At 50.6% G+C, this 21,552-nt stretch carries 22 protein-coding genes; 9 read left to right on the forward strand and 13 right to left on the reverse strand.

The window, feature by feature from the left end; translation table 11 throughout:
• Positions 1–38: 38 nt before the first annotated feature.
• The gene (locus J7619_RS19205) at positions 39–947 is read left to right on the forward strand and encodes a bestrophin family protein (protein ID WP_291202156.1); all 909 of its coding nucleotides are present in this window, start codon (positions 39–41) and stop codon (positions 945–947) included.
• 153 nt (positions 948–1,100) lie between these two features.
• Here the strand turns inward: J7619_RS19205 and J7619_RS19210 are convergent, their stop codons facing one another.
• Entirely contained in the window at positions 1,101–1,988 is an 888-nt protein-coding gene (locus J7619_RS19210) for a hypothetical protein (RefSeq protein ID WP_291202159.1), read from the reverse strand.
• A 180-nt stretch (positions 1,989–2,168) separates the two neighbouring features.
• On the opposite strand from J7619_RS19210, the gene J7619_RS19215 reads away from it, so the two are divergent.
• A complete protein-coding gene (locus J7619_RS19215; RefSeq protein ID WP_291202161.1) occupies positions 2,169–6,026 on the forward strand; it encodes a PVC-type heme-binding CxxCH protein in 3,858 nt (1,285 codons plus the stop codon).
• 54 nt (positions 6,027–6,080) lie between these two features.
• Here J7619_RS19215 and J7619_RS19220 read toward each other — a convergent pair whose 3' ends face one another.
• The 6 genes from J7619_RS19220 to J7619_RS19245 form a co-directional block, all read right to left on the reverse strand.
• Positions 6,081–6,464, reverse strand: coding sequence for a type II toxin-antitoxin system HicB family antitoxin (locus J7619_RS19220; RefSeq protein ID WP_291202165.1), 384 nt, complete (start codon positions 6,462–6,464; stop codon positions 6,081–6,083).
• A complete protein-coding gene (locus J7619_RS19225; RefSeq protein ID WP_291202168.1) occupies positions 6,442–6,705 on the reverse strand; it encodes a type II toxin-antitoxin system HicA family toxin in 264 nt (87 codons plus the stop codon). Before J7619_RS19225 ends, J7619_RS19220 begins: the two co-directional genes overlap by 23 nt.
• Positions 6,706–7,278: 573 nt before the next feature.
• A complete protein-coding gene (locus J7619_RS19230) occupies positions 7,279–7,854 on the reverse strand; it encodes a Panacea domain-containing protein (RefSeq protein WP_291202171.1) in 576 nt (191 codons plus the stop codon).
• Positions 7,855–7,881: 27 nt separating this feature from the next.
• The gene (locus J7619_RS19235; RefSeq protein ID WP_291202174.1) at positions 7,882–8,118 is read right to left on the reverse strand and encodes a hypothetical protein; all 237 of its coding nucleotides are present in this window, start codon (positions 8,116–8,118) and stop codon (positions 7,882–7,884) included.
• A 99-nt stretch (positions 8,119–8,217) separates the two neighbouring features.
• Positions 8,218–8,757 carry a GNAT family N-acetyltransferase gene (locus J7619_RS19240; protein ID WP_291202179.1) on the reverse strand — a complete coding sequence of 180 codons (540 nt, stop codon included), beginning with the start codon at positions 8,755–8,757 and terminating at the stop codon, positions 8,218–8,220.
• A gap of 39 nt (positions 8,758–8,796) precedes the next feature.
• Complete coding sequence (locus J7619_RS19245) at positions 8,797–9,381, reverse strand: YdeI family protein (protein ID WP_291202182.1); 585 nt, start codon at positions 9,379–9,381, stop codon at positions 8,797–8,799.
• Between the two features lie 315 nt (positions 9,382–9,696).
• Here J7619_RS19245 and J7619_RS19250 point away from each other — a divergent pair, with 315 nt between their 5' ends.
• Together J7619_RS19250 and J7619_RS19255 are read left to right on the forward strand one after the other, a co-directional pair.
• Positions 9,697–10,821, forward strand: coding sequence for a redoxin domain-containing protein (locus J7619_RS19250; protein WP_291202185.1), 1,125 nt, complete (start codon positions 9,697–9,699; stop codon positions 10,819–10,821).
• Positions 10,822–10,848: 27 nt separating this feature from the next.
• A complete protein-coding gene (locus J7619_RS19255; protein WP_291202188.1) occupies positions 10,849–11,856 on the forward strand; it encodes a sugar phosphate isomerase/epimerase in 1,008 nt (335 codons plus the stop codon).
• Between the two features lie 57 nt (positions 11,857–11,913).
• On the opposite strand, the gene J7619_RS19260 is transcribed toward J7619_RS19255, so the two are convergent.
• The 4 genes from J7619_RS19260 to J7619_RS19275 form a co-directional block, all read right to left on the reverse strand.
• The gene (locus tag J7619_RS19260; RefSeq protein WP_291202191.1) at positions 11,914–12,855 is read right to left on the reverse strand and encodes an AraC family transcriptional regulator; all 942 of its coding nucleotides are present in this window, start codon (positions 12,853–12,855) and stop codon (positions 11,914–11,916) included.
• A gap of 76 nt (positions 12,856–12,931) precedes the next feature.
• A complete protein-coding gene (locus J7619_RS19265) occupies positions 12,932–13,798 on the reverse strand; it encodes an oxidoreductase (RefSeq protein WP_291202194.1) in 867 nt (288 codons plus the stop codon).
• A gap of 108 nt (positions 13,799–13,906) precedes the next feature.
• Entirely contained in the window at positions 13,907–14,317 is a 411-nt protein-coding gene (locus J7619_RS19270) for a PIN domain-containing protein (RefSeq protein ID WP_291203055.1), read from the reverse strand.
• Positions 14,304–14,525 (reverse strand): DUF2080 family transposase-associated protein, encoded by a 222-nt coding sequence (locus J7619_RS19275; protein ID WP_291202197.1) that lies wholly within the window; start codon positions 14,523–14,525, stop codon positions 14,304–14,306. The genes J7619_RS19270 and J7619_RS19275 overlap by 14 nt, the downstream gene beginning before the upstream one ends.
• Before the next feature lie 101 nt (positions 14,526–14,626).
• Between J7619_RS19275 and J7619_RS19280 the strand changes: the two genes are divergently transcribed.
• From J7619_RS19280 to J7619_RS19295, 4 genes are all read left to right on the forward strand, one after another.
• Complete coding sequence (locus J7619_RS19280) at positions 14,627–14,992, forward strand: BlaI/MecI/CopY family transcriptional regulator (RefSeq protein ID WP_291202201.1); 366 nt, start codon at positions 14,627–14,629, stop codon at positions 14,990–14,992.
• 27 nt (positions 14,993–15,019) lie between these two features.
• A complete protein-coding gene (locus J7619_RS19285; RefSeq protein ID WP_291202204.1) occupies positions 15,020–17,089 on the forward strand; it encodes a M56 family metallopeptidase in 2,070 nt (689 codons plus the stop codon).
• Between the two features lie 80 nt (positions 17,090–17,169).
• Positions 17,170–18,324, forward strand: coding sequence for a glycoside hydrolase family 5 protein (locus J7619_RS19290; protein WP_291202207.1), 1,155 nt, complete (start codon positions 17,170–17,172; stop codon positions 18,322–18,324).
• Positions 18,325–18,576: 252 nt separating this feature from the next.
• Positions 18,577–18,945: a type II toxin-antitoxin system PemK/MazF family toxin gene (locus J7619_RS19295; protein WP_291202210.1), complete on the forward strand. Its 369-nt coding sequence runs from the start codon at positions 18,577–18,579 to the stop codon at positions 18,943–18,945.
• A gap of 3 nt (positions 18,946–18,948) precedes the next feature.
• On the opposite strand, the gene J7619_RS19300 is transcribed toward J7619_RS19295, so the two are convergent.
• Positions 18,949–19,446, reverse strand: a complete 498-nt coding sequence (locus tag J7619_RS19300) for a VOC family protein (RefSeq protein ID WP_291202213.1) — start codon at positions 19,444–19,446, stop codon at positions 18,949–18,951.
• A 107-nt stretch (positions 19,447–19,553) separates the two neighbouring features.
• On the opposite strand from J7619_RS19300, the gene J7619_RS19305 reads away from it, so the two are divergent.
• Positions 19,554–20,471 carry a sugar phosphate isomerase/epimerase gene (locus tag J7619_RS19305; protein ID WP_291202216.1) on the forward strand — a complete coding sequence of 306 codons (918 nt, stop codon included), beginning with the start codon at positions 19,554–19,556 and terminating at the stop codon, positions 20,469–20,471.
• 32 nt (positions 20,472–20,503) lie between these two features.
• Here the strand turns inward: J7619_RS19305 and J7619_RS19310 are convergent, their stop codons facing one another.
• Entirely contained in the window at positions 20,504–21,505 is a 1,002-nt protein-coding gene (locus tag J7619_RS19310) for a phosphotransferase (RefSeq protein WP_291202219.1), read from the reverse strand.
• Positions 21,506–21,552: the final 47 nt, after the last annotated feature.

Genomic DNA, 21,552 nt, shown 5'->3' on the forward strand with positions numbered 1-21,552 from the left:
GATGATGAGATTGTGAAAAAGGTAAATATCAGTGAATTATGCTTCTCAAAAAGAATATCCCCATCCGCTATATTTTTGGTAAAATCAAATATGAAATCCTGTTCGTGACGATCTACGGTATTGCGATCGAGGTCATTTACCAGAATTTTCATATTACCAATATCTCGATCCCGATGACAGTACACAGTGTACTCGGGACGATCATTTCGCTGCTGCTTGCATTCCGTTCCAACCAGGCCTATGACCGCTGGTGGGAAGCCAGGATCGTGTGGGGCGCGATTGTGAACGACTCGCGTACGTTTGCGCGACAGATCCTTTCATTAATGGAGGACCCATTGGACCCGGACCGGATCGACGGCTTCAAGAAGCGGATGATCAAGCGTCAGATCGCCTGGTGTTATGCCCTGGGGAAAGGCCTGCGCAGGGACGACCCGATGCCGATGATCAGCAAGTTTGTGTCGGAAGAAGAATTGGAATATCTCAAGGACTTTGACAACAAGCATGTGGGCCTCGTGCAGCTGCACGCGCGTGACCTGAATAATGCGTTGAAACAAGGCTGGGTAAATCCCTACCAGCAAGTAGAACTGGACCAGACGCTCACGCGCCTGTGCGACCACATGGGTAAGTCGGAACGGATCAAGAATACCGTGTTCCCGTCGACTTACAGTCTTTATATTCATCTTGCATTACACTTCTTCATCCTGCTATTGCCATTCGGGCTCGTTCAGCTTTTTGGCTTCCTGATGGTACCGGTGTTGGTCGTGATTACCGCATGTTTCTTCCTGATCGAAAAAATGGCGATCCATTTGCAGGATCCGTTCGAGAACAAGCCGACCGACACACCTGTGCTGTCGATCTCGCGGAATATCGAGCGCGATTTGAAACAAATGATGCGAGACAAGCACGTGCCGCAGGCATTCCAGCCCGAGAAGTTTTATATTTTGTAGTATGGCGCGAAGCTTCGCTTCGCACCCACTATGCGAAGGCCTCCGGCCGGTCGATACCGAAAGATGATCATCACGCGGTACCGACCGGCCGGAGGCCTTCAAATCGTATGCTCGAAGCAAGAGCTTCGCGCCAGCGGCGCCCGGGCGCCGCTGTTATTTTTTGGCCAATCCATTGTGGATATCGACGAGGATGTGGTGATCATCCCGCACCCAGTTGCCGCTCTGGTATTTCTTATGCTTTGCGGTAAAGAGGTAGTCTTCAAACATATCGTAAGCCTTGTGCGCTTCCTCGACCGAGTAGAATGACCCCAGCCACGTCGCCGGGATTTTGTCTTTCTTGACTACTCCGACCCCTACATTGTAAAGCTTCACAATACCTGGGGAAAACTCCATGGAAATATAATCCTGCTCCCTTGCCTGAGCGCTGCTGAGGATGGACGCCGTATGGGCCAGATAGTTGAGCAATCTGGCGCGGATTTGGGACTCGCTTTCGGATTTTGCAGGTTTGACGCGCCACCAGTTATTTTTTTCAAAGTATGGGTCATCCTGGAAGCGCAGCAGTTTGTGGCCGTATTCTATTAGCGAAACGCTTTCACTCGGCGAAAACTCGAAGTTAATCAGTCGTGCCCCATTGCCAGCGTAGGAAAAGAATACGCCTATTTCTTCTGTTTTGCGATTCGAGGTAAGGAAAATGGTGTGAGCGGAGGTATCAAAATCCCATTTCCCGGTGGTGTACTCACCCGCCGTGCCTACCCTTGTGAAAGTACTGTCGGGGAAGAACGATATCAGCATATTGTGTCGGTCACCCGGCTCGTATTGCCTCACCGGTTGCCCGTCGGGTTGAACGACTCCCTGCTCGGTTACACTCGCGCCGGAAATCCGCCAGGTACCTAGCATGTTCGCAGGTTTGGGTTTAATGCGTTCCTCCATTACTTCACGTGGCTGGCGTGCAGGGCGTTTGGAGTCGGTTCGGTAAATGATCCCGTGATGCTGCATCATGGTGATCATAATGAAGAGAATGAAGAGTTTCAGGGATGTCATGGCGCGGCTGTTGATGGGGGTTGTATTACCCTAAAGTTAGGAATTTTCTTTCAATCAAATTGAAGTAAACAAGTAGGAACATGAAATATTGAGTAATTCCGGGGTACTTTTTACTTATCTCTCCATATCGGGATGGTCATACTACATCCGTATTTAATCCTAAACCCAGGACTTCTGCTCATGAACTTGCTCAGGTTGCTACCGCTACTGTTCGCTTTTGTATTATTTGGATTTGAAGATGATTTCAACCGGTCCGCAACCGAATATGGGACGCCTCGACCTGCCGATACGCCGCTGCGTGCGGTGCAGGATGCCAAAGGCGAAACCATCAGTATTTTCAGGGGAAGCGAGGCCAAGCCGGTATTGACACAGCATGCAAAACCCGATTTTCGCCCGTATTTGCACCCGATCGTCGCACCCGACGGCAAGGGCATCCTCACCGAATACAGTCCGGGCCATCATAAGCACCAAACGGGCATTTACTGGGGCTACACCCGCGTGAACGGCCGTGATTATTTCCATCATCCTGGTGACGGTTACTGGAAAAAAGTGTCTTCCAGCGTGATCGAAGCGAAAGGTGCGGAGGTGAAATGGCAGACCGTCTACGACTTGCTCGATTCCACCGGAACAGCCGTATTGACCGAGACACAAAACTGGTCGATGCGCGTGAAAGATGGCAAATACCTCCTCGACCTGGAATGGAACGGGGAGGCAAAAACCGACGTGACCATCGGCAAATATGATTACGGCGGTCTTTTTGTGCGTATGCCCTGGAAAGAAGGGATCAAAGGCGAGGTGGTGAATGCTGCCCGCCAGAAGAACGAAAAAGCCGAAGGCCAGGCCGCGATGTGGGTGGACATTGGTATGCAGGTGGAAGGCCGACACGACCTTGCGCACATTGCTATTCTGGATCATCCGTCCAATAAAGGCTACCCGCAAACCTGGCGGGTAGACGGCCAGCTGGGCGCGGGACCTGCGCGTGCACGCAAGGGCGATTGGTATATCAAAAAGGGTGAAACCGAAATTATCAAGCATGAGCTGGTAGTTTACACGGGTGATTTCAAGGACGTTGAGATGAACAAAACATTTGGCGAATTCATCGGTAACACCGGTCAGTATAACACGACCGCGCTCTGGGCATTGGCTCAAAAAGAGGGTAGGGAAGCCAAGTTCCTGAGCGCACAGAAAGCAGTGGCCGCGATGACGGTCAAGGATGGCTACCAGGTCAATGCGTTCGCTTCCGAACCGATGATGACCCAGCCGATGGCATTCTGCTGGGACGACCGGGGCCGGATGTGGATCGCTGAGAACAAAGACTACGAGTCGCGCGGGAAAGGGTTTTCCAATAATGGCAGCAGCCGCATTCTGATCCTCGAAGACACTGATCATGACGGTGTGGCCGATAGCAAAAAGATATTTATGGAGGGCATTGCATTCCCGGCTGCATTGGCCGTGGGGTTTGGCGGCGTGTTCGTGGGCGCACCGCCTAACCTGCTGTTTGTACCGGATAAAAACGGCGACGATAAGGCAGATGTCGACGATATCGAAGTCAGACTGACCGGCTGGGGGATCCGTGACCGCCACGAAACACTCAACAGCTTTCATTGGGGGCCCGATGGCTGGCTTTATGGCTTGCAGGGCTTTGCAACGCCTTCCAAAGTAGGTAAGCCGGTTGGAAAAGGTAAGCTTTACAAGCATAACGACGCATTTCCTGAAAATGTCGAGGTGGAAGACGGCGTCGATATCAACGGTGGTGTTTGGCGTTACCATCCAACGAAGCGAAAATTCGAAGTCGTGGCCCACGGTTTCAGTAATCCCTGGGGTATTGATTATGACGCAAAAGGGCAGCTGTTTATCACGGCTTGTGTGATTCCCCACCTGTGGCACGTGGTGCCGGGCGGCATTTACCACCGGCAAGGCGGGCAGCATTTCAACCCATATGTTTACAATGATATCAAAACCATCGCCGACCACAGTCACAGATCGGCGCATGGCGGTGCACGCATTTACCTTTCGGACGCATTCCCTGCTTCGGAGCGCGGGAAGATATTCATGGCCAACGTTCACGAGCACGGTATTCTTTCCGACCAGCTGGTACCGAAGGGCTCGGGCTTTTCGGGCAAGCACAGCGATGATTTCCTGATGGCGAACAATGCCCAGTGGGTAGGTTTCAGTATGGAAATAGGGCCGGAGGGAGGTATGTACATTCTCGACTGGCACGACGCCGACATTTGCGGCTCCGATGTGCTCAATTCGGAAACCGGCCGGATTTTCAGGGTTATGCCTAAAAATTCCCTTGCCGAAAACTGGAAAGGCCGTTATGATGATTTGAATAAACTTTCGGATGTTGAACTGGCTGCATTGCAGACCAGCAAAAGCGAGTGGCACGCCCGCCGGGCGCGGGTAATCCTTCAAGGACGTGCGGCAACCGGTAAGATTTCGGCAGCGGCGGTTGAAAAACTCAATGCGTTATACCAATCCAAAGACAATGCCGACAACCGCCTCCGCGCCATGTGGGCATTGAAAGTGACTGATAATTTGGATAAAGCGGCGTTGGCGAAGGCTTTGACCGACGCGGACGCGCACGTACGCGCGTGGGCGATCCAGTTTTTGTGTGAGGATGGACAACCCGCGGGCGAGGTAACAAATCAGTTTGTGCAAATGGCGTCGAATGACCCGTCGCCGGTCGTGCGTTTGTACCTGGCGTCGGCGCTGCAACGCGTGGACATCAATGCAAAATGGGACATTGGCAAAGGCCTCCTCGCGCATGCAGAGGACGCACAAGACCATAATTTACCTAAAATGATCTGGTTTGGCCTCGAACCACTGGTAAAGGATAACGCTTCGAAAGCGTTGGAACTGGCCGCGGGAAGTAAAATTCCGATGGTAACCCAGTTCATTGCACGCCGACTTGTTGATGCGGATCAGGTCAATACATTGGTTGCTACACTTGGAAAATCTGCTGCGAATCGCGTTGATATTCTCACCGGCATGCGCGACGGGTTGGAAGGCAGGACGGATATCAAAACACCCGAAAACTGGAACGCCGTTTACACCAAACTCAAACAAGCCGACAAGCCTACTGCCCTATTGGCCGCTGACCTCGGTCGGCATTTCGGCGATACTGAATCGGCCAAAACTGCATTGGCGACATTGAAAAACAAATCCGCAGCATTGGCGGAACGCAAAAAGGCCTTGCAATCCCTTGCCGCCCGCCAGCGCCCGGAACTCGTAGCAGAACTCCCCGCATTGCTGAATGACAATGCATTACGCCTTGATGCTATTCGCGCCGTGGCCTTTTACGACAGCGAGCCGCTGGCCAAGCAACTTCTCGATGCTTACCCGAAATTCAATGCGCAGGAAAAATCGGAAGCTGTTCAGACCCTCGCTTCCCGACCAAAATCGGGCTGGCTGCTTACGCAAGCCATTTCAAAAAACACCGTCCCCAAAAAGGACGTCCCGACCTACGTAGCCCGCCAGCTTCGCCGCGTCGTCGGTAGCGGTTTTGTGGAGGTTTGGGGGCCGATCGACCACGTTGCATTTGACGAAAAGGCCTACAAAAAATACCGCACCCTGCTCACCGACAAGGCCGTAGCCGACGCCAGCAAAACCCAGGGGCGTCTTGTATTTCAGCGTACCTGCGCGCCTTGCCACAAATTGTACGGCGAAGGCGGCATCATCGGCCCCGAGCTCACCGGCTCCAACCGAGCCAATCTTGATTACCTGCTCGGCAACATCCTCGACCCCAGCGGCGAAATCCAGGACGACTACAAAATGGTCGTGATCACCACCCGCGACGGGCGCACGTATGTAGGTAACGTTGCGAAGGAAACCGATCGGCAACTGACATTACGTATTGTGGGACAAGATGCGGTTGCCATCAACAAATCGGATATTCAAACGCGGGAAGTGACCCCGTCGTCGATGATGCCGACCGGGCTGCTGGATAATCTTTCCGAGAAGGAAGTTACGGAGCTGATTGCGTATTTGAGGACAACTACGCAGGTACCGTTAACGAAAAGTAGCGGAGGAAAATAAACAAAACAATGGCGCGAAGCTCCGGCTTCGCGCCGTCTATTTGAAGGTTCAGGCTTATCGAAGCCCAAAAACTTCGTCCCCCAGGTCCTGATGCGCCGTTGCATATTGTAATACGGATTTAACAAAATCATTTAAGGTGACGTCATATTGTGAAGCGAGTAAGGCAATCTTCTTATGCAGATCAGATGAAACTCGCACGTTAAAAATACCTTTGTAGGATTTTTCGGGTGACTTACCCAATGCTTTGCAAGTTTCGATGTAATCATCAACGGCTTCCTTCATGCCTTGTTTGAGTTCTTCAACCGACGTCCCTTCGAAAGTTACAAGATCATTGACGCCGATCAATTTCCCGAAAAATACTTCATCCGCAGGACTATAATGAATATTGGCGGTGAATCCGTTGTAGGATAGCGAGTTAACCATTCTTGATTTTTCCATTTTCTTTTAGAGTTGTGATGATCTGTTCAATCACATATGATTTGACAATAGGAGCAGGATGAGGTTTGTGTAGTGAGATAATTCGCCTTTGACTATCTGCAAATTTTACTCTGGAACCACCTGTTTTTCCCGGCGGAAGTTCCTCATAACCATAGAATCTGAGGATTAGTATCAATTCTTTCCAGAGGAGATTATGCGGCTTGCTCTGGAATCGAGCAAGCAACTTTTCGATTTGACTCATACTGTATAGTGTGTAACTGAAAATTAGTTACAAATATATATCTTCTGCTAGATATTCCAAATTTTCTCAGGAATTTAATGCAGGAATGCCTCGGGAGCTGTGCACTCGCATTGGGGGCGTGGCGGCTATGACAAAGAAAGAGAGAGAATAGAGAAACGGAGTAAAGGCCTAACCAGCAACGACTTTGCGAAAATTTTGCATTCCCGGCCGTAGGCGAGGTAGATTGAATCGTCTGATTCGAACTCTGCTTGATGTGACCCAATCACTCGGCCATGCTCGTTCGCTGATATACTGAATTGAAAAGGCTGTTCTACCAGCTGTTCCTCATCAGGTAACCCAAAGCATTTCTGCGAAGTATCCTCCCATTGAATGAAATGATTCCGTAACGCTTTCACCGTCGGGTATTTCAACTCGCTGCATTTCATGCAACAAATGTGTTTTAATCGATGAATGAGGCTGGTAAAGTAGGCGGCTTCTTTGTTCTGAAAGTTGAAGACGTTATGTTCGACAGCCAGGCATTTGAATGAGAATTTGACGAGATCGTTGTGAATACATTCTCTTGTTTCAGGCGCGTTAATGTGCTTGGTGTGTTTGCCGACCTTGGGAGGATTGAAATTCTTGGCCATCCGATTTCACAAATAGGGAATAATAGTCGTGTATAGTTGTCTTCTCAATCACATTCGTACACGCTTCGTCGGCGGCGAGCTTTCCTTTGGCGATTTGCCAGGGAACCTCGGCATACGTACTTTGTTCCAGCGCGAATGCGTCTTTGTGAAAATATTCGCTGATCACGTCGATCAGAATCTCCTGAATGCTTGAAGAAAAAGATCCTTGCAATGCTTGCAGCGAAACTTCGTCGAGATCGTTCCGCTGGATAGGCCTCCACTGAAATGACTTGTATCGCTCGTAAAGGGAGGGCAACACAGGCCCGTGAATCCAAGCCTGAAAATCTTCTTCGAAAATAGGTTTGTCGAAAACCGCAATATGCCAGGCTTGCGTATAGAAAACCAGCTTTGGAGCTTCATAAGGGTGATCAGACTGCCGGTTGCATTGGAAAATGCGATGAAGTAGTCGGCAAGCCGGTCGACGGCTTCGGGAAGCCGAGATGGTAGGGGAAGGAAAACAGCGCCCACCAAATCCGATTTTCAAACGGTAAGAAAATCCGTAATCCCCAAATCACAAATCCATTTCCTCATCCTCAACCCCCTCAAAATAATTCAAAACCGTCATCAACGGCAGCGTAGTCTTATCTGCGGCATTCGAGAGCTGGATCACGGCGCGGTCGATGGAATTCGGGTCGAAGCCGGAGAAATACCCCTCAACAACCTCCCCAGGCCGTATCTGGTAGGAAATTGCCTTGTTAATGTATTTCGAAGCGCGCTTTTGGAGGCCGGTCAGTTGCGGGGCGGACATTTTGGTGGCAGTTTACTGATTCAAATTATAAATGGGAATGCGTGCGTCCCCGTTTTCAAAGGTAACAGTCGGCAGAAAAGTTTCCGAGAGAGCGCAATTTCAAAGATCCGATACCATCACGTTGCGCCGCGAGCCGGCTTTGTGACGGTAATCAAAGCCCATTTTTTCGAATAAGGGCTTGAAACCCATGAAGCGGTAGCTCGGCGAATCGGGGTCGACGGGGTAGGCTTCGACGTGCTTTGCGCCCTGTTTTTTGGCATAACGGATGGCTTCGGTGACCATCTGTTCGGTGAGGCGTTGCTTGCGGTGGCCTTTGTGGATGAAAAAGCAGGTGATCGACCATACGTTTTCGAGGTCGTTGTCGCCGCCAAGGTCGCGAAAACTCTCGCGCGGGCCTACGGAGCACCAGGCCACGGGTTCGCCGTCGTGGTAACCGACGAGGCCAATGGGGATTTTGTGGTCTACCTGGCTTTTCAATGCGTTCTTTTTGGCCCTATTGTCGTTGCGCTTATCGGTTTCGATTTCGCGCCAGGCCATGCACCAGCAGTAGCTAGGACCGCCTCTGTCCTCGAAAAGTTTTTCGAGATCGGGCCAGGTTTTGTGGTCAACAGGCTTGAATTGGTATTCAGACTTTTTCATAAACGCTATGTGTGCAGGCAATACGTGCGTCGCGTGCGTTCAGCGTGGGTGATTGGCGCGTTCGTCGCGTGAGGCCATTTCCACCGACTGTGCAACACGTTTTCCGCGCGTTTCTGGTCTTTTCGCATTCAAAATCCATTCCAGGATCAGCCTTTTGGATGAGGGCGCAAATTTTTCGAAATTTTCAAATGCCGTTGGATTGCGGTCAAACGCCATTTGCAAATCCTCCGGAATTACCGCGTTGCCTGCGCTTTCCAGCGCGTCCCAGGCACCAGTTTCCTTCGCGAGATCAATCATCTTCTGCCCTTCGGCACGCATGAGCCCCGCTTCGATCATCCGCGCCGCCCGTTCTTTATTTACGATACTCCATTTACTTTTCGGGTTACGTTTCGTAAATGTGAGATAAAAGCTCTCTTCGTCGCGCTTTATGGCCTTGCTATCAATCCAGCCGTAGCACAATGCATGCTCGATCGATTCCTTGTAGCCGATGCTGGGCGTGGAGCTGTATTTGTGGTAGGTGATCAGGCAAACGGCATCTTTCTTTTCACCATTTTTCGCCAGCCAGTAGCGCCATTCCTTATTACCCGGCGCCGGAATGGCCTCGATTCCGTTCTTGGTTTCCATTCGAATGCTGTTCATTTTGTGATTGATGCTGGCAAATTAAACCCGAACCATGACAGCCCTATGTCAGCAGGTTTCTAGATATTTGGTGAGAACGATAAAAGGGCGAAAGGGAGGATGGAGGAAGGGAAGACACGCTACACGACCCCAGCGGGGTCTCCCAATTCCGATGCGGATTCTTCCCTTCGTTACCTTTCCAATTCTAATTCCACCATCCTCTCTTTTTAATGAGCTGAATTTCAATAGTACAAAACCAGTATTTTATTGTAACGCGCCCGCTTTTGGTTTAAATTCATAACTCAACCAAAAACCAGAACTATGCGCGCGTTTCAGAAACTGATTTTTGCTATTGTATTGTGTCTCAATGCAGTGGGGGCATTTGCCGCCGAGCAGCCGGAAACACTGAAAATAGGCGCCCAGGCACCCGACTTTAATTTGCTCGGCGTGGATGGCAAGCGGTATTCTCTGAAGAGTTTTGCAAATGCCGATATTTTAGCGATCGTTTTCACTTGCAACCATTGCCCCACCGCCCAGGCGTATGAGGAGCGTATCAAGAAACTAACCGCCGATTACAAAGCCAAAAAAGTCGCGGTGGTGGCAATATCTTCCAATGATCCGAAAGCGATCTTGCTCGATGAACTTGGTTATACCGATATGAGCGACACCTACGATGAAATGAAGATCAGGGCGAAGGATATGGCCTATAATTTCCCCTATCTCTACGACGGTGACGACCAGAAGATAGCCCTGGCATACGGTCCCGTAGCCACACCCCATATTTTCATTTTTGACAAAGCCAGAAAATTGCAGTACAATGGCCGGATCGACGATGTGGAAAAGCCGACAGGGACCCCCAAAAACCTCGATGCCCGGAATGCCATTGAAGCATTACTGGCGGGGAAACCGGTGCCGGTACCTGCTACCAAGACATTCGGCTGTTCGATGAAATGGGCGTCGAAAGAGGACAATGTGAAGAAGGAACAAACCGCCTGGGCGAAAGAGCCCGTGGCGCTGGAAACGATCGACGAAGCCGGTTTGAAAGAGTTAATTCAGAATAAATCCGACAAGCTGCGCCTGATTAACGTGTGGGCGACCTGGTGCGGACCGTGTGTGACGGAGTTCCCTGATTTTATGGTCATGCACCACATGTACCGCCGCCGCGACTTTGAATTCATCTCGATCAGCGCGGATAACCCCGATAAAAAAGACAAGGCGCTGAAATTCCTGCAAGGCAAGTTTGCTTCCAACAAAAACTACATTTTCAATATCGAAGACAAATACAAGCTGATTGAAGCGGTAGATTCGAAATGGCAGGGCGCTTTACCGTATACCATACTTGTAGAACCAGGCGGCAAGATCGTCTATTCGCAGCAAGGGCCGATCGACCCCGCGAAAATGAAGAAGCTGATCGTGGAGAACAAGTATGTCGGACGGTACTACTAAACCATATTCAAACAACAATCTGACTTTATGGAAGACCTGGACATTTCAAGACGCCGTTTTCTGGGCACCTCGGCCCTGGCGGCGGCGGGTTTCGTGATGGCGCGCACACCTATTTTCGGTGCACCGGCTTACATTAAAAAACTCGGCAAACCCAACTCACTGTTCAACGGCGTGCAAGTAGGGGCCATTACGTATTCGTGGCGGAGCCTTCCCGGCAGCGCTGAGGATATTTTGAAATACTGCATTGAGACCAATATTAGTGCTATCGAGCTGATGGGACCCACTGGCGAATCGTTCGCAGGCGCACCCGAAGCGCCGCCGCGCCCGAATCTTGCCCCCGGTCCGGATGGCAAACGGCCCGAAATGACCGAGGAGCAAAAAGCGGTTCAGAAAGAGTATACCGCAAAACTGGCTGAATGGCGCGCGAAGGTATCCATGGACAAATTTGTACAATTGCGCAAAATGTACAACAATGCGGGGGTGAGCATTTATGGTTTCAAACCCAATGCATTAGGCGAAAAGAATACGGATGCGGAAGTGGATTACGCTTTTCGTGCGGCCAAGGCGCTCGGCGCTAACCAGGCTAACGTAGAGTTGCCTAACGATCCTGCCCAGACCAAACGTCTCGGCGACATTGCGGCCAAAAATAAAGTTTATTGCGGTTACCACGGTCACACGCAGCAGACACCAACCTGGTGGGATACCGCGTTGGGCCAGTCGAAATACAACGCGATGAACTTTGATATGGGGCATTACGTAGCTGCCGGCTTCGACCCGTTCCCATTGCTCGAAGCGAAACACGATCATATTGTGAGCATGCACGTAAAGGACCGTAAAAACAAGGAACATGGCGGGGCTAACGTAGTGTGGGGCCAGGGCGACACCCCGATTGTAGCCGTGCTCGAAATGATGCGCGCGAAAAAATACAAGTTTCCCGCGACGATCGAGCTGGAATATGAGATTCCGGCGGGCTCGGATGCGTTGAAAGAAACGGCTAAATGTGTCGAATTCGCGCGGAAGGCATTGGGCGCATAAGCCAATACTGATATGATGAAACGGGTCGTGGAAATTTGCTTCACGACCCGTTTATTTTCAGGCGTTACGGTAGCTGCGGCGAAACTCGGCCGGCGTTAGTCCGGTATTCTTTTTGAAAAACAGGTTGAAATTGGGCTGCTCCGCAAAACCGACGCTATAACCGATGTCTTGCAAGGCCCAGTTGGTCTGTATCAACAATACTTTTGTCTCTTCCAGCAGCCGGTTGCGAATGTGCGTGCTTACATTCTGGCCTGTATGTCTTTTCAAAAGGGCATTCAGGTGGTTGGGATGAATGTTCAGGCTTTCCGCAAACTCTTTGGCTGTTCTGATCCGGATGGGTGTTTCGATATTGATATGCGCCGTTTCCTTTTCCAGGAGATCAAAAAACCGGTGAATATGCCCATAGTCTTCGGATACATTGTCGGGTTTGGGAAAATGGGCGATTCGCGCGCTCTCGACCATTAGTAGCTGTAAATAAGCTTCCATCGCTTCCTGGTTAAAGGCATCGCCCAGCAGTTCCTCTTCCTGCATGCGTGCGAAGAAGCGTGTGAGCACCGGTACATCCGCGCCTGCGAGGCGGATGACACTTTTATCTTTCTCCGTAAACAACCCGAATTTGTCGATCGTCGCTTTCAGTTGGGGGTGATTTTGGATAAATGATTTTTTGAAAAGACTGTAATACCCTGCCGACAGATCGTCTTCGCGCTCCGCCGACAGGTTTTTCCAGGATATAATGTCGTTGGGGTGGATAAACAGGATGGTGGGCTCATCGATGTAATAGGTATGGAGGCCCATGGTGAAAATGCCCGCACCTCCTGTTACCAGCAGTATTTTGTAAAAATCCCGCCGATTGGGGGAGAGATAGTTACGGCATTCGTGCTGCTCGCGGTTGAAAGTCCGGATCGTCCATTCCTCAAAACTGTCGCGCATGACCGGGATGAGCTCGGGCAGTTCGCGGAGAAGATCGATGGTTTTCGCATCCAGGGTTTTATCAGGCATGGGTTTCTGAGAATGACAGTTCAGGAATAAAGAAATGCCTTGCAGCTGCAAAGCATTCCCATAACGCGGATACTGGCTAAACGAGTTCTTTCTGTGCTGCCACATCGTCGTGGTCCGTTCCGGTGATGACGTCGTACCATTCCTCAATTTCCTTCTCGAATGCAGCTGTTTTAGCGCGGAAGCGTTCGAGTGTGTCGTTGCCCAATGGCAAATGAACGGGTGGATGTTCGGCATTGCCTAACCGGATAAGCGCCTGAGCGAGTTTTTTCGGGTCGCCAGGCTGTTTCTTGTTTGCTTCCGTAGCGAATGTCCGCATTGCCCCAACAGTACTGTCATAATCTTCGATGATGTTGGAAGTGCGGCTGAGGGACGAATGATCAAGGAATTCGGTGCGGAAGAAGCCGGGTGCCACCACCGTCGCGTGGATGCCTAACGGTGCCAGTTCCATGGCCATCGCTTCCGTAATGCCTTCGATAGCGAATTTGGTCGAGCCGTAAATGCCCCAGCCGATGTAACCACTCAGCCCGCCGACGGAGGAAATGTTGATCACGTGGCCCGCGTGTCGCTCGCGCATGAAAGGTAACACGGCCCGGGTCACGTTCAGCGTACCGAACACATTCGCTTCGTAGTTATTCCGTACTTCCTGTGCCGTTGCTTCCTCCACCGCGCTGAGCAACCCGTAACCTGCATTGTTAAGAAGAATATCTATTTTTCCAAAACGTTCGATGGCTGCCCGGGCCGCTTCCTTGGCTTGATCTTCACGGGTAACGTCCAGCGTTACCACCAACAAATCCGGATTGTGATCAAATTGTGCGGCTAGTTCATCCGCTTTGCTTCTTACGGTAGCCACCACCTGGTCGCCGCTTGCGAGTACTGCCTTTGTAATTTCCAGGCCAAAACCTCTGGAAGCGCCTGTGATGAACCATGTTTTAGGAGTCTTCATTTTGCTTGTCATTTTTGTTCGTGATTGATGATACAAATATGACAGAACGGCTCCGGGGCGCGCTTTGCAGTTGCAAAGGGGTAATTATGAATTTCAAAGAATTTGAAATCAACAACTCAAAAATGGGTTGATGATTGTCAGGCGATCTTCCACAACGAGTTGGTGCTGCATGTCTTCCGAGTAGAGAATAGAGCATCCAGCTTCCAGGGCTCCGGAAACTATGATGGCGTCGAAAAGCTGGAAATCGTACCTTTCGGTAAGATAGATAGCTTCCACCAGTGTATGTTCGGAAATGCATGATACATGACAATCCGACATCAGGTCGTACCAAAAGTCGCAGACTTCATGTTTCGTCCATTTGTGCTTCTTATTGCAGACATTGCCTACCTCAACCAACACTTGTGCGTTGATATGAGGTTGTTGGCGAATCAGCTTTTCCGCTGTTACGCTTTTTTCTGTGTGTGTATCAAGAAGATAAAGGATAATGTTTGAGTCCAGAAATGCATTAGTCAAAGTCATTAGCTTCGTCCCGATCAAATTTAAATTTTGACATATCGATCCGAGGAAACTTTGAGTATCTATCGTGAATTTCTTCTAAAGACGCAGCTTTGCGAGGTTTTTCTCTTCTTTCAATCACCGCAGTAAGTTTTACATTCTTCCCAACATAATCGGCTGGAAGTTCGATCGTGACCGAAGTGGTCTTTGGAGTGATGCTTTTCGTGAACATGATAGTGTGATTTTGTTTAAACAAATCTAGAAATTTTCTACTAAAAATTTTTTCGTACGAAATTTTTCCTACCTTTGAGAGGTTGAATGAAAAATGAAACAATGGAACCTACAAAATCAGAACTGGAAATATTGCAGGTACTTTGGGAATACGGACCATCCACGGTGCGGTTTGTGAACGACAAGCTCAATGAAGAGAAACGGGCCGTGCAATATTCCTCCACTTTAAAGCTGATGCAGATCATGGCCGAGAAGGGCATTGTGATCCGTGACGAGAGCAGTATGAAGCATATTTACAGTCCTGCGGAGCCGGAGGACAAAACCAAGTCGGCTCTGTTGGAGCGCTTCGTGGATTCCATGTACAGGGGGTCGGCTTCGAGTCTGGTCATGCAGCTTTTTGGTAACAAGAACACCTCTGCCGAGGAACTCAGCGAGATCAAGGATTTCCTGAAAAAACTGGATCAGTAATTATTAAACCATTTCAATCCGTTAGCCATGAATTGGAATATCATTGATCAGCCTGCCGCCCATGAATGGGTCCGCGCGCTTTGCCTTACACTAATGCATTCGCTCTGGCAGGGGCTCGTCGCAGCTATTGTGACTGGGGGCATTCTGCTTTGCACACGCAAGAGCAAGCCGGCATTCCGATACAATATGCTGGCAATAGTTATGCTCCTGTTCGTGGCGACAGCGGTGGGAACATTTGTTTTCACGTTGAGGAGTACGAATGTAGAGATGGCATCGCCGGGATCTCAGTCCATGCCATGGGGGACGCATTCGGTGTTTTCAGATGACGCGAATGCTGTAACTATTATAGCGGCAACCGTATTTGCAGAGAATAGCTGGATAGGACATATTGTCGACTTTTTTTCTTCGAACGCCAAACTGATCGTAGCCGGCTGGTTCCTTGTTTTTGCATTAAAATCAATCCTCGCGGCGAGCGGCTTGCTATACCTCAGAAAGGTAGCACAGCAGGTTTCGACGCCGGAAATGAAATGGATCGTACGGTTCTACGAGCTGGCCGAAAGAATGCGGATAGGGCAGGAGGTGGAGCTGCGGGAGTCGGTGCAGGTGGCAATACCGATGGTGATTGGCTTTTTGAAGCCTGTGGTGCTTGTGCCGCTCGGTATGCTGGCCAACCTTCCGGCCGCGCAGGTCGAAGCCATTCTGCTGCACGAACTGGCCCACATCCGCCGTCGCGATTACCTGATCAACCTCGTGCAGATATTCTGTGAAAATGTCTTTTTCTTCAATCCGGCTGTCTGGTGGATTTCCAGGCTAATCCGCGAAGAACGGGAACATTGCTGCGACGACCTGGCGATCAGCGTCATGCAAAACAAAACATCGTTCATTCATGCGCTCGTCTCGTTTCAGGAGTATAACCAGTCGCGGCCGGCGTTTGAAATGGCTTTTTCTAAAAAACGTAATCATTTGCTGGACAGGATCAAACGCATTATCAATAACAATAATAAATCACTAGACGCCATGGAAAAACTATTTGTAACATTCAGCCTGGCCGCGGCTATTGCGCTGTCGGCAGCCACCGCGCCGGAGAAACCGGCCACAGCCCGGAAAGCACCTGCGATAAAGGAGGTCCGGAATAGCGGGGTGCAACCTTTGCTTGGGAAAATGGCAACGATACCGTTGCCCAAAGCACAAACGCCCGTAATCCAGGAACCGGATACACTTCCGAAAAAGAAACCACGGTCGGAAGAAATGGAGATTCATTCTGCGAACGTGTACACGCCGCAGCAGGGAATCAGTACGTATAATGTTACACGTAATAATAAACAGTACGAGATCGTCAAGCGGAATGACAAGATTATATCGCTCTTTGTCGACGACCAGGAAATAGCGCCGGGCGACTATGCGAAATACCAACCGGAGATTGACAAGATTATGGCGGAGGTAAAGGCACAGCATGAGCTCGCTGAAAAGCAGCGCGAAGAGGCGCAGGAAATGCGCAAAATCGCCGAAGGCCAGCGTCGGGTGGCCGAAAAGCAACGTGAAGAAGCCCGGGAAATGCGCCTGGAAGCGGAAAAGCAACGGGAACATGCCAACCAGATGCGCCTCGACGCCAAAAAGCAGCGCGACTACGCGGACCAAATGCGGCTGAATGCCAACGCGAACCGCGATGAAGCGGCAAAAATGAGGTTGGAGGCTGAAAAGCAGCGTGAAGCGGCGGAAGATATGCGCAAACAGGCCGACCAGATGCGCAAGGAAGCCGAGAAACAACGCGAACACGCCGCTGAGCAACGCGTGCAAGCCGAAGGGCAGCGTAAGCAAGCAGAGGAAATGCGGAAGGAGGCTGAAAAGCAACGCGAAGTTTATCTGAAACGACAGGCAGCTGTGATCGAAGAACTAACCGGCGCCGGACTGGTGAAGGACAAGGACGATCTGTCATTCAAGCTTAGCGACGATGAATTGATCGTCAATGGCGAGAAACAATCCGCGGATTTGCACCAGAAGCTGAAAGCCAAATACCTGAACGACGGCGGCGACAAAAAGTCGACGATGTACTACAACTATAACGGCAGATCGGGCTATTCGACAAGGGCGCGGTAGACTCGTTACCATGCGTTACCAGTAAAACCGCTGGCGGGATGTGTTTAATAGAAAGTTACCACGAATAACTTTCGAACGGCATGCATCGCAGGACATTCATCAAAAATACATCGATAGCAGCCGGGGTGGCACTGACTCCCGGCTTTGCTGTTTCCAGTCCGGATTTGGTCCGGAATGCCCAGGTTGCACAGAACAAACTGCCCAAATGGAAAGGCTTCAACCTGCTCGATTTCTTTGCGCCCGATCCGACCAAAGGCCGTAAGGCAACTTCCGAAGAGCATTTCAAATGGATGGCCGACTGGGGTTTCGATTTCGTGCGGATCCCGATGGCTTATCCCGCCTACCTGAAATTTGACCGCAGCCGCAATATCACACCAGAGGAGGTCTACCAGATAGACGAGCAGGCCGTTGACCACATCGACAAGCTGGTGGCTGCCGCGCACAAGCACCATATACACGTAAGCCTCAACCTGCACCGTGCGCCGGGATATTGTGTTAATGCGGGTTTTAATGAGCCCTACAACCTTTGGACCGACCAGAAGGCACTCGACGCATTCTGTTTTCACTGGAATATGTGGGCCAAAAGATATAAGAATACGTCGCCCAGACGCATCAGTTTCGATTTGCTCAATGAGCCCAGCATGCGTGCCGATATGAACGACCAGCATTCCAAACGGTCGTCGGTGCCGGGCGATGTTTACCGGAAAGTAGCCATCGCGGCATCGGAGGCGATCAGAAAGGAGAATCCGGGGCATCTAATCATCGCCGACGGCAACGATGTAGGCACGTCGGTAATCCCCGAGCTGGCCGACCTCGACATCGCCCAAAGCTGCCGTGGTTACCATCCGGGCATTATCTCGCATTACAAAGCGCCCTGGGCCATGAAAGACCCCGACAATGCGCCGGAACCCAAGTGGCCGGGGCAGGTAGGTGATCAGTATCTGAGCCGTGCCATGCTTGAAAAGTTCTACAAACCCTGGATTGAGCTCGTCAGCAAGGGTGTAGGCGTGCACTGCGGCGAATGCGGTTGCTGGAACAAAACACCGCACGACGTTTTCCTGGCCTGGTTCAACGATGTACTCGACATACTTTCATCCAATGGTATCGGCTTCTCGCTATGGGAATTCGCCGGGGATTTCGGGGTGCTGGATTCACGGCGCGAAGATGTCGCTTACGAAGACTGGCACGGCCATAAACTGGACCGTAAGTTGCTCACTTTGTTGATGAAGTACTAAAAAGAGGAGCGTGGAAGTTTGTTGGATCGGGTAGCTAAAAATCTTATATTTGGAAAAAAACACACCTGAAAACGATAAAAATAGAACTTTCCGACTCCGACGTCAACTTCATCCATTCACTTCATCAGGAAGAGAAAGGATTTACCAGAGAGGCAATCGAAGAGAAAATTGCCCGTGAGCGCCGTCATTCCCTTAGTGAAATATTGAAAGAGGGTTACCAAGCCACACGGGAAGAGGATCTTTCCATTACAAATGATTTTCAGCACGCGGATTTTGAAAATTTGTAATGCAGAAGGGAGATTCTTCTGGGCTAAACTCGATCCCGTGGTAGGTAGCGAAACAGCCGAAACACGCCCCGTCCTAACTGTTTCGAATGACGTCAACAATCAATATGGTGCTACGGTTACAGTGTTACCGGTGACTTCAAGTACGGCTAAAATTTATCCTTTCGAAGTTCCGCTGGATGCAAATGAAAGCGGCCTACGTAACGAGTCGAAGGCGAAAGCGAACCAGATCCGAACCATTGATAAGTCCAGGTTAGGGAATAAGATAGGCCAGCTGGACAGCGCGAAAATGAAGGCTGTTGAGCTGGCCATACTAATACACCTGGATATCTTTTGACTGTTATTTATTCAATTCGGCCAGCAATCCCGGGATATTTAGACTCTTTGTATACATCTCAATGGAGCCGTCCGGCAGGTATTCCCATTGGTCTTGAGGGCGGTCCCAGTAGAGTTCGACGCCATTGCCGTCGGGGTCGTTCAGGTATAACGCTTCCGAAACGCCGTGATCGCTGGCGCCAGTGAGGGGATAATTGGCTTTTAAAAGACGGTTTAATGCAATGGCCAGATCTTTCCGGGTGGGGTAAAGTATTGCCGTGTGGAACAAGCCGACGCCGTGTGGCGACGCGGGAGGCGCGCCTTTGCTGTACCAGGTGTTCAGGCCAATGTGGTGGTGATAACCACCGGCCGAAATGAACACGGCCTGCGTACCGTAGCGGGTAGTGATTTCGAAGCCGAGCAGGCCGCAATAGAAATCGATGGCACGGTCAAGATCAGCTACTTTGAGGTGGACGTGGCCAATCTTCGTCTGGGCGGGTATGACATAGTTGTCTGGTTCCATGGGGAGGTTATATGCAGGTTCTAAACAATCAATTTACATTCATTTGCGGTAAAAAATTCCGGAAGGCAGCTTTACAGTTAAATCAGTTAACCATTCAGGACATATTAATGAACCGCCGAGAAGCATTATCCTCGATCGCTGCCGTGAGTGCAGCAGGCATAGTTCCCGCCGAAGCTGCCAAAGCCAAAGTCCAGCCATTTATCTATTCCCTCAATATGAGCACGCTGCGCGGCCAGAAACTGGGGTTCCGCAAGGAGCTGGAAGTAGCAGCGAAGGCGGGCTATGGTTCGGTCGAGATCTGGATCAGTACCTTGCAGGATTATCTCAAAGGCGGCGGCACATTGCAGGAGGCCAAACGCATGATCGGTGACCTTGGACTGAAAGTGGAGGATGCGATCGGCTTTGCGACCTGGATCGTGGACGACGAAACAGCACGAGCCAAAGCATTGGACCAGCTGAAAGGCGAAATGGAACAACTGGCGGCCATCGGCTGCCCGCGCGTAGCGGCCCCGCCCATGGGTGCGACCACTGGCGCCTCGCTGGACCTTGCCCGCGTTGCGGAGCGCTACCGCGCGATCCTCGAACTGGGTGACAAAACAGGTGTTGTGCCGCATCTGGAACTGTGGGGCTTTTCTAAAAACCTCAGCCGGGTAGGAGAGATATTGTATGTGGCCGTCGAATCGGGACACCCTTCGGCCCGCGTGCTGATGGATGTCTACCATTTGCACAAAGGTGGTTCGGGAATGGATGCTATCAGGGATGTGGGCAAGCCATTGATCGAGATATTCCATGTGAACGATTACCCCAAAAGCCCTCCGCGTGAGCAGATCACCGATGCGGATCGCGTATACGTCGGCGACGGTATCGCACCGTGGAAAAATGTGGTTCAAAGCCTGAAAAACCCTGATAAGCCTGTTATTCTGTCGTTCGAGGTATTCAATAAAGATTATTGGGCACAGGACGCACTGGAGGTGGCCAAAACGAGCCTTACGAAAATGAAGAAGATCGTCGAGGCAGCCGTTTAGAAGATCTCGGGCCGGCGCTATGCCGGCCTTTTCTATGAAGTCATTTTTTGCCCAAGCTGGTGGTAGTCGAAGTATTTTTTGAGTAAAAGATTGATAAACCTTTTCAGGTATATTTCATTCAAAAACACATTCGACCAGTTGTCATACCGCTGTGACTGAATGCCCAGGTAGAAGAAATACAGGCAAATTCCCAGCATGGGGATCAGTCGTTTTTCTTCGTCGCTTACGGGCGTAACCGACTCATAACCTTTCAGGAATTGCTCCGTTTTTAGCTCGCGTTCGGCATCGTCTTTTTCCGTGGAATGGATTTGCAGCATGTAGTAGGCCATATCGAGGCAGAGCCAGCCATTTCCACAAAAATCGAAATCGAAGAAAGTAATGGCGCCGTCGGTTGTGACATTCATATTATCGAACCAAAGATCGAGATGGACTGCACCTTTTCGTAACTGAGCCGGATCGGCGTTCTGCAATTCATCGATCAGGTATTGCTGCACCGTTTTCATGTACTGCATTTCCTCGGTGCCGGCAGGCAGAAACTTTGCTAGTTGCCCGAGCGAGTCGATCAGCAGCTCTTTTTCGGTGTAGGTCACGCGCTGCAATGGGAAGTCTTTGGTCAGCAAATGCATTTCGGCCATGAGCTTTCCCACATGATAATGTGTTTCCGCGTCGAAATTGAGCACTTTTGCGCCTTCGGCGAAGGAGAATAGCACCCCAAAACGTTCGCCTTCCGGTGCCTGAAAAGCATGTATGAAGGTATGGCCAAGATCGGCGACAGGATAGGAAACGGACAACCCGTTTCTGCGCAAATGCTCCAATAGCCGTAGTTCCTCCGAAATCTCCTTCCGGGTCCTCCATTGGAAACTGTAAACGCGAAAAATAAAACGTTTCTCTGGCATGGTAACCAGATAAGTGTCACTGATCCCGGTTTTCAGGATCCGGCATTCGACCTGCTGCTCAGGGAAATAATGCTTTTGGACAAAAATACCCAGGTGAAAAGGCGAAAGGTTGGAATTGGAGACGGGGAAGACGTTCATGGCGTAAGGCGATTGGGGCGGCAAAATTATGGATATATTTGCCCCGA

Source organism: Dyadobacter sp. (assembly GCF_017744695.1).
Classification (GTDB): domain Bacteria; phylum Bacteroidota; class Bacteroidia; order Cytophagales; family Spirosomataceae; genus Dyadobacter.

What these genes read in the sequence shown, in the direction of transcription:
- J7619_RS19205 (WP_291202156.1), top strand. Translation starts at nt 39, where the DNA reads ATGCTTCTCAAAAAGAATATCCCCATCCGCTATATTTTTGGTAAAATC.
- J7619_RS19210 (WP_291202159.1), bottom strand. Translation starts at nt 1,988, where the DNA reads ATGACATCCCTGAAACTCTTCATTCTCTTCATTATGATCACCATGATG.
- J7619_RS19215 (WP_291202161.1), top strand. Translation starts at nt 2,169, where the DNA reads ATGAACTTGCTCAGGTTGCTACCGCTACTGTTCGCTTTTGTATTATTT.
- J7619_RS19220 (WP_291202165.1), bottom strand. Translation starts at nt 6,464, where the DNA reads ATGGAAAAATCAAGAATGGTTAACTCGCTATCCTACAACGGATTCACC.
- J7619_RS19225 (WP_291202168.1), bottom strand. Translation starts at nt 6,705, where the DNA reads ATGAGTCAAATCGAAAAGTTGCTTGCTCGATTCCAGAGCAAGCCGCAT.
- J7619_RS19235 (WP_291202174.1), bottom strand. Translation starts at nt 8,118, where the DNA reads ATGTCCGCCCCGCAACTGACCGGCCTCCAAAAGCGCGCTTCGAAATAC.
- J7619_RS19240 (WP_291202179.1), bottom strand. Translation starts at nt 8,757, where the DNA reads ATGAAAAAGTCTGAATACCAATTCAAGCCTGTTGACCACAAAACCTGG.
- J7619_RS19245 (WP_291202182.1), bottom strand. Translation starts at nt 9,381, where the DNA reads ATGGAAACCAAGAACGGAATCGAGGCCATTCCGGCGCCGGGTAATAAG.
- J7619_RS19250 (WP_291202185.1), top strand. Translation starts at nt 9,697, where the DNA reads ATGCGCGCGTTTCAGAAACTGATTTTTGCTATTGTATTGTGTCTCAAT.
- J7619_RS19255 (WP_291202188.1), top strand. Translation starts at nt 10,849, where the DNA reads ATGGAAGACCTGGACATTTCAAGACGCCGTTTTCTGGGCACCTCGGCC.
- J7619_RS19260 (WP_291202191.1), bottom strand. Translation starts at nt 12,855, where the DNA reads ATGCCTGATAAAACCCTGGATGCGAAAACCATCGATCTTCTCCGCGAA.
- J7619_RS19265 (WP_291202194.1), bottom strand. Translation starts at nt 13,798, where the DNA reads ATGAAGACTCCTAAAACATGGTTCATCACAGGCGCTTCCAGAGGTTTT.
- J7619_RS19270 (WP_291203055.1), bottom strand. Translation starts at nt 14,317, where the DNA reads ATGACTTTGACTAATGCATTTCTGGACTCAAACATTATCCTTTATCTT.
- J7619_RS19275 (WP_291202197.1), bottom strand. Translation starts at nt 14,525, where the DNA reads ATGTTCACGAAAAGCATCACTCCAAAGACCACTTCGGTCACGATCGAA.
- J7619_RS19280 (WP_291202201.1), top strand. Translation starts at nt 14,627, where the DNA reads ATGGAACCTACAAAATCAGAACTGGAAATATTGCAGGTACTTTGGGAA.
- J7619_RS19285 (WP_291202204.1), top strand. Translation starts at nt 15,020, where the DNA reads ATGAATTGGAATATCATTGATCAGCCTGCCGCCCATGAATGGGTCCGC.
- J7619_RS19290 (WP_291202207.1), top strand. Translation starts at nt 17,170, where the DNA reads ATGCATCGCAGGACATTCATCAAAAATACATCGATAGCAGCCGGGGTG.
- J7619_RS19295 (WP_291202210.1), top strand. Translation starts at nt 18,577, where the DNA reads ATGATTTTCAGCACGCGGATTTTGAAAATTTGTAATGCAGAAGGGAGA.
- J7619_RS19300 (WP_291202213.1), bottom strand. Translation starts at nt 19,446, where the DNA reads ATGGAACCAGACAACTATGTCATACCCGCCCAGACGAAGATTGGCCAC.
- J7619_RS19305 (WP_291202216.1), top strand. Translation starts at nt 19,554, where the DNA reads ATGAACCGCCGAGAAGCATTATCCTCGATCGCTGCCGTGAGTGCAGCA.
- J7619_RS19310 (WP_291202219.1), bottom strand. Translation starts at nt 21,505, where the DNA reads ATGAACGTCTTCCCCGTCTCCAATTCCAACCTTTCGCCTTTTCACCTG.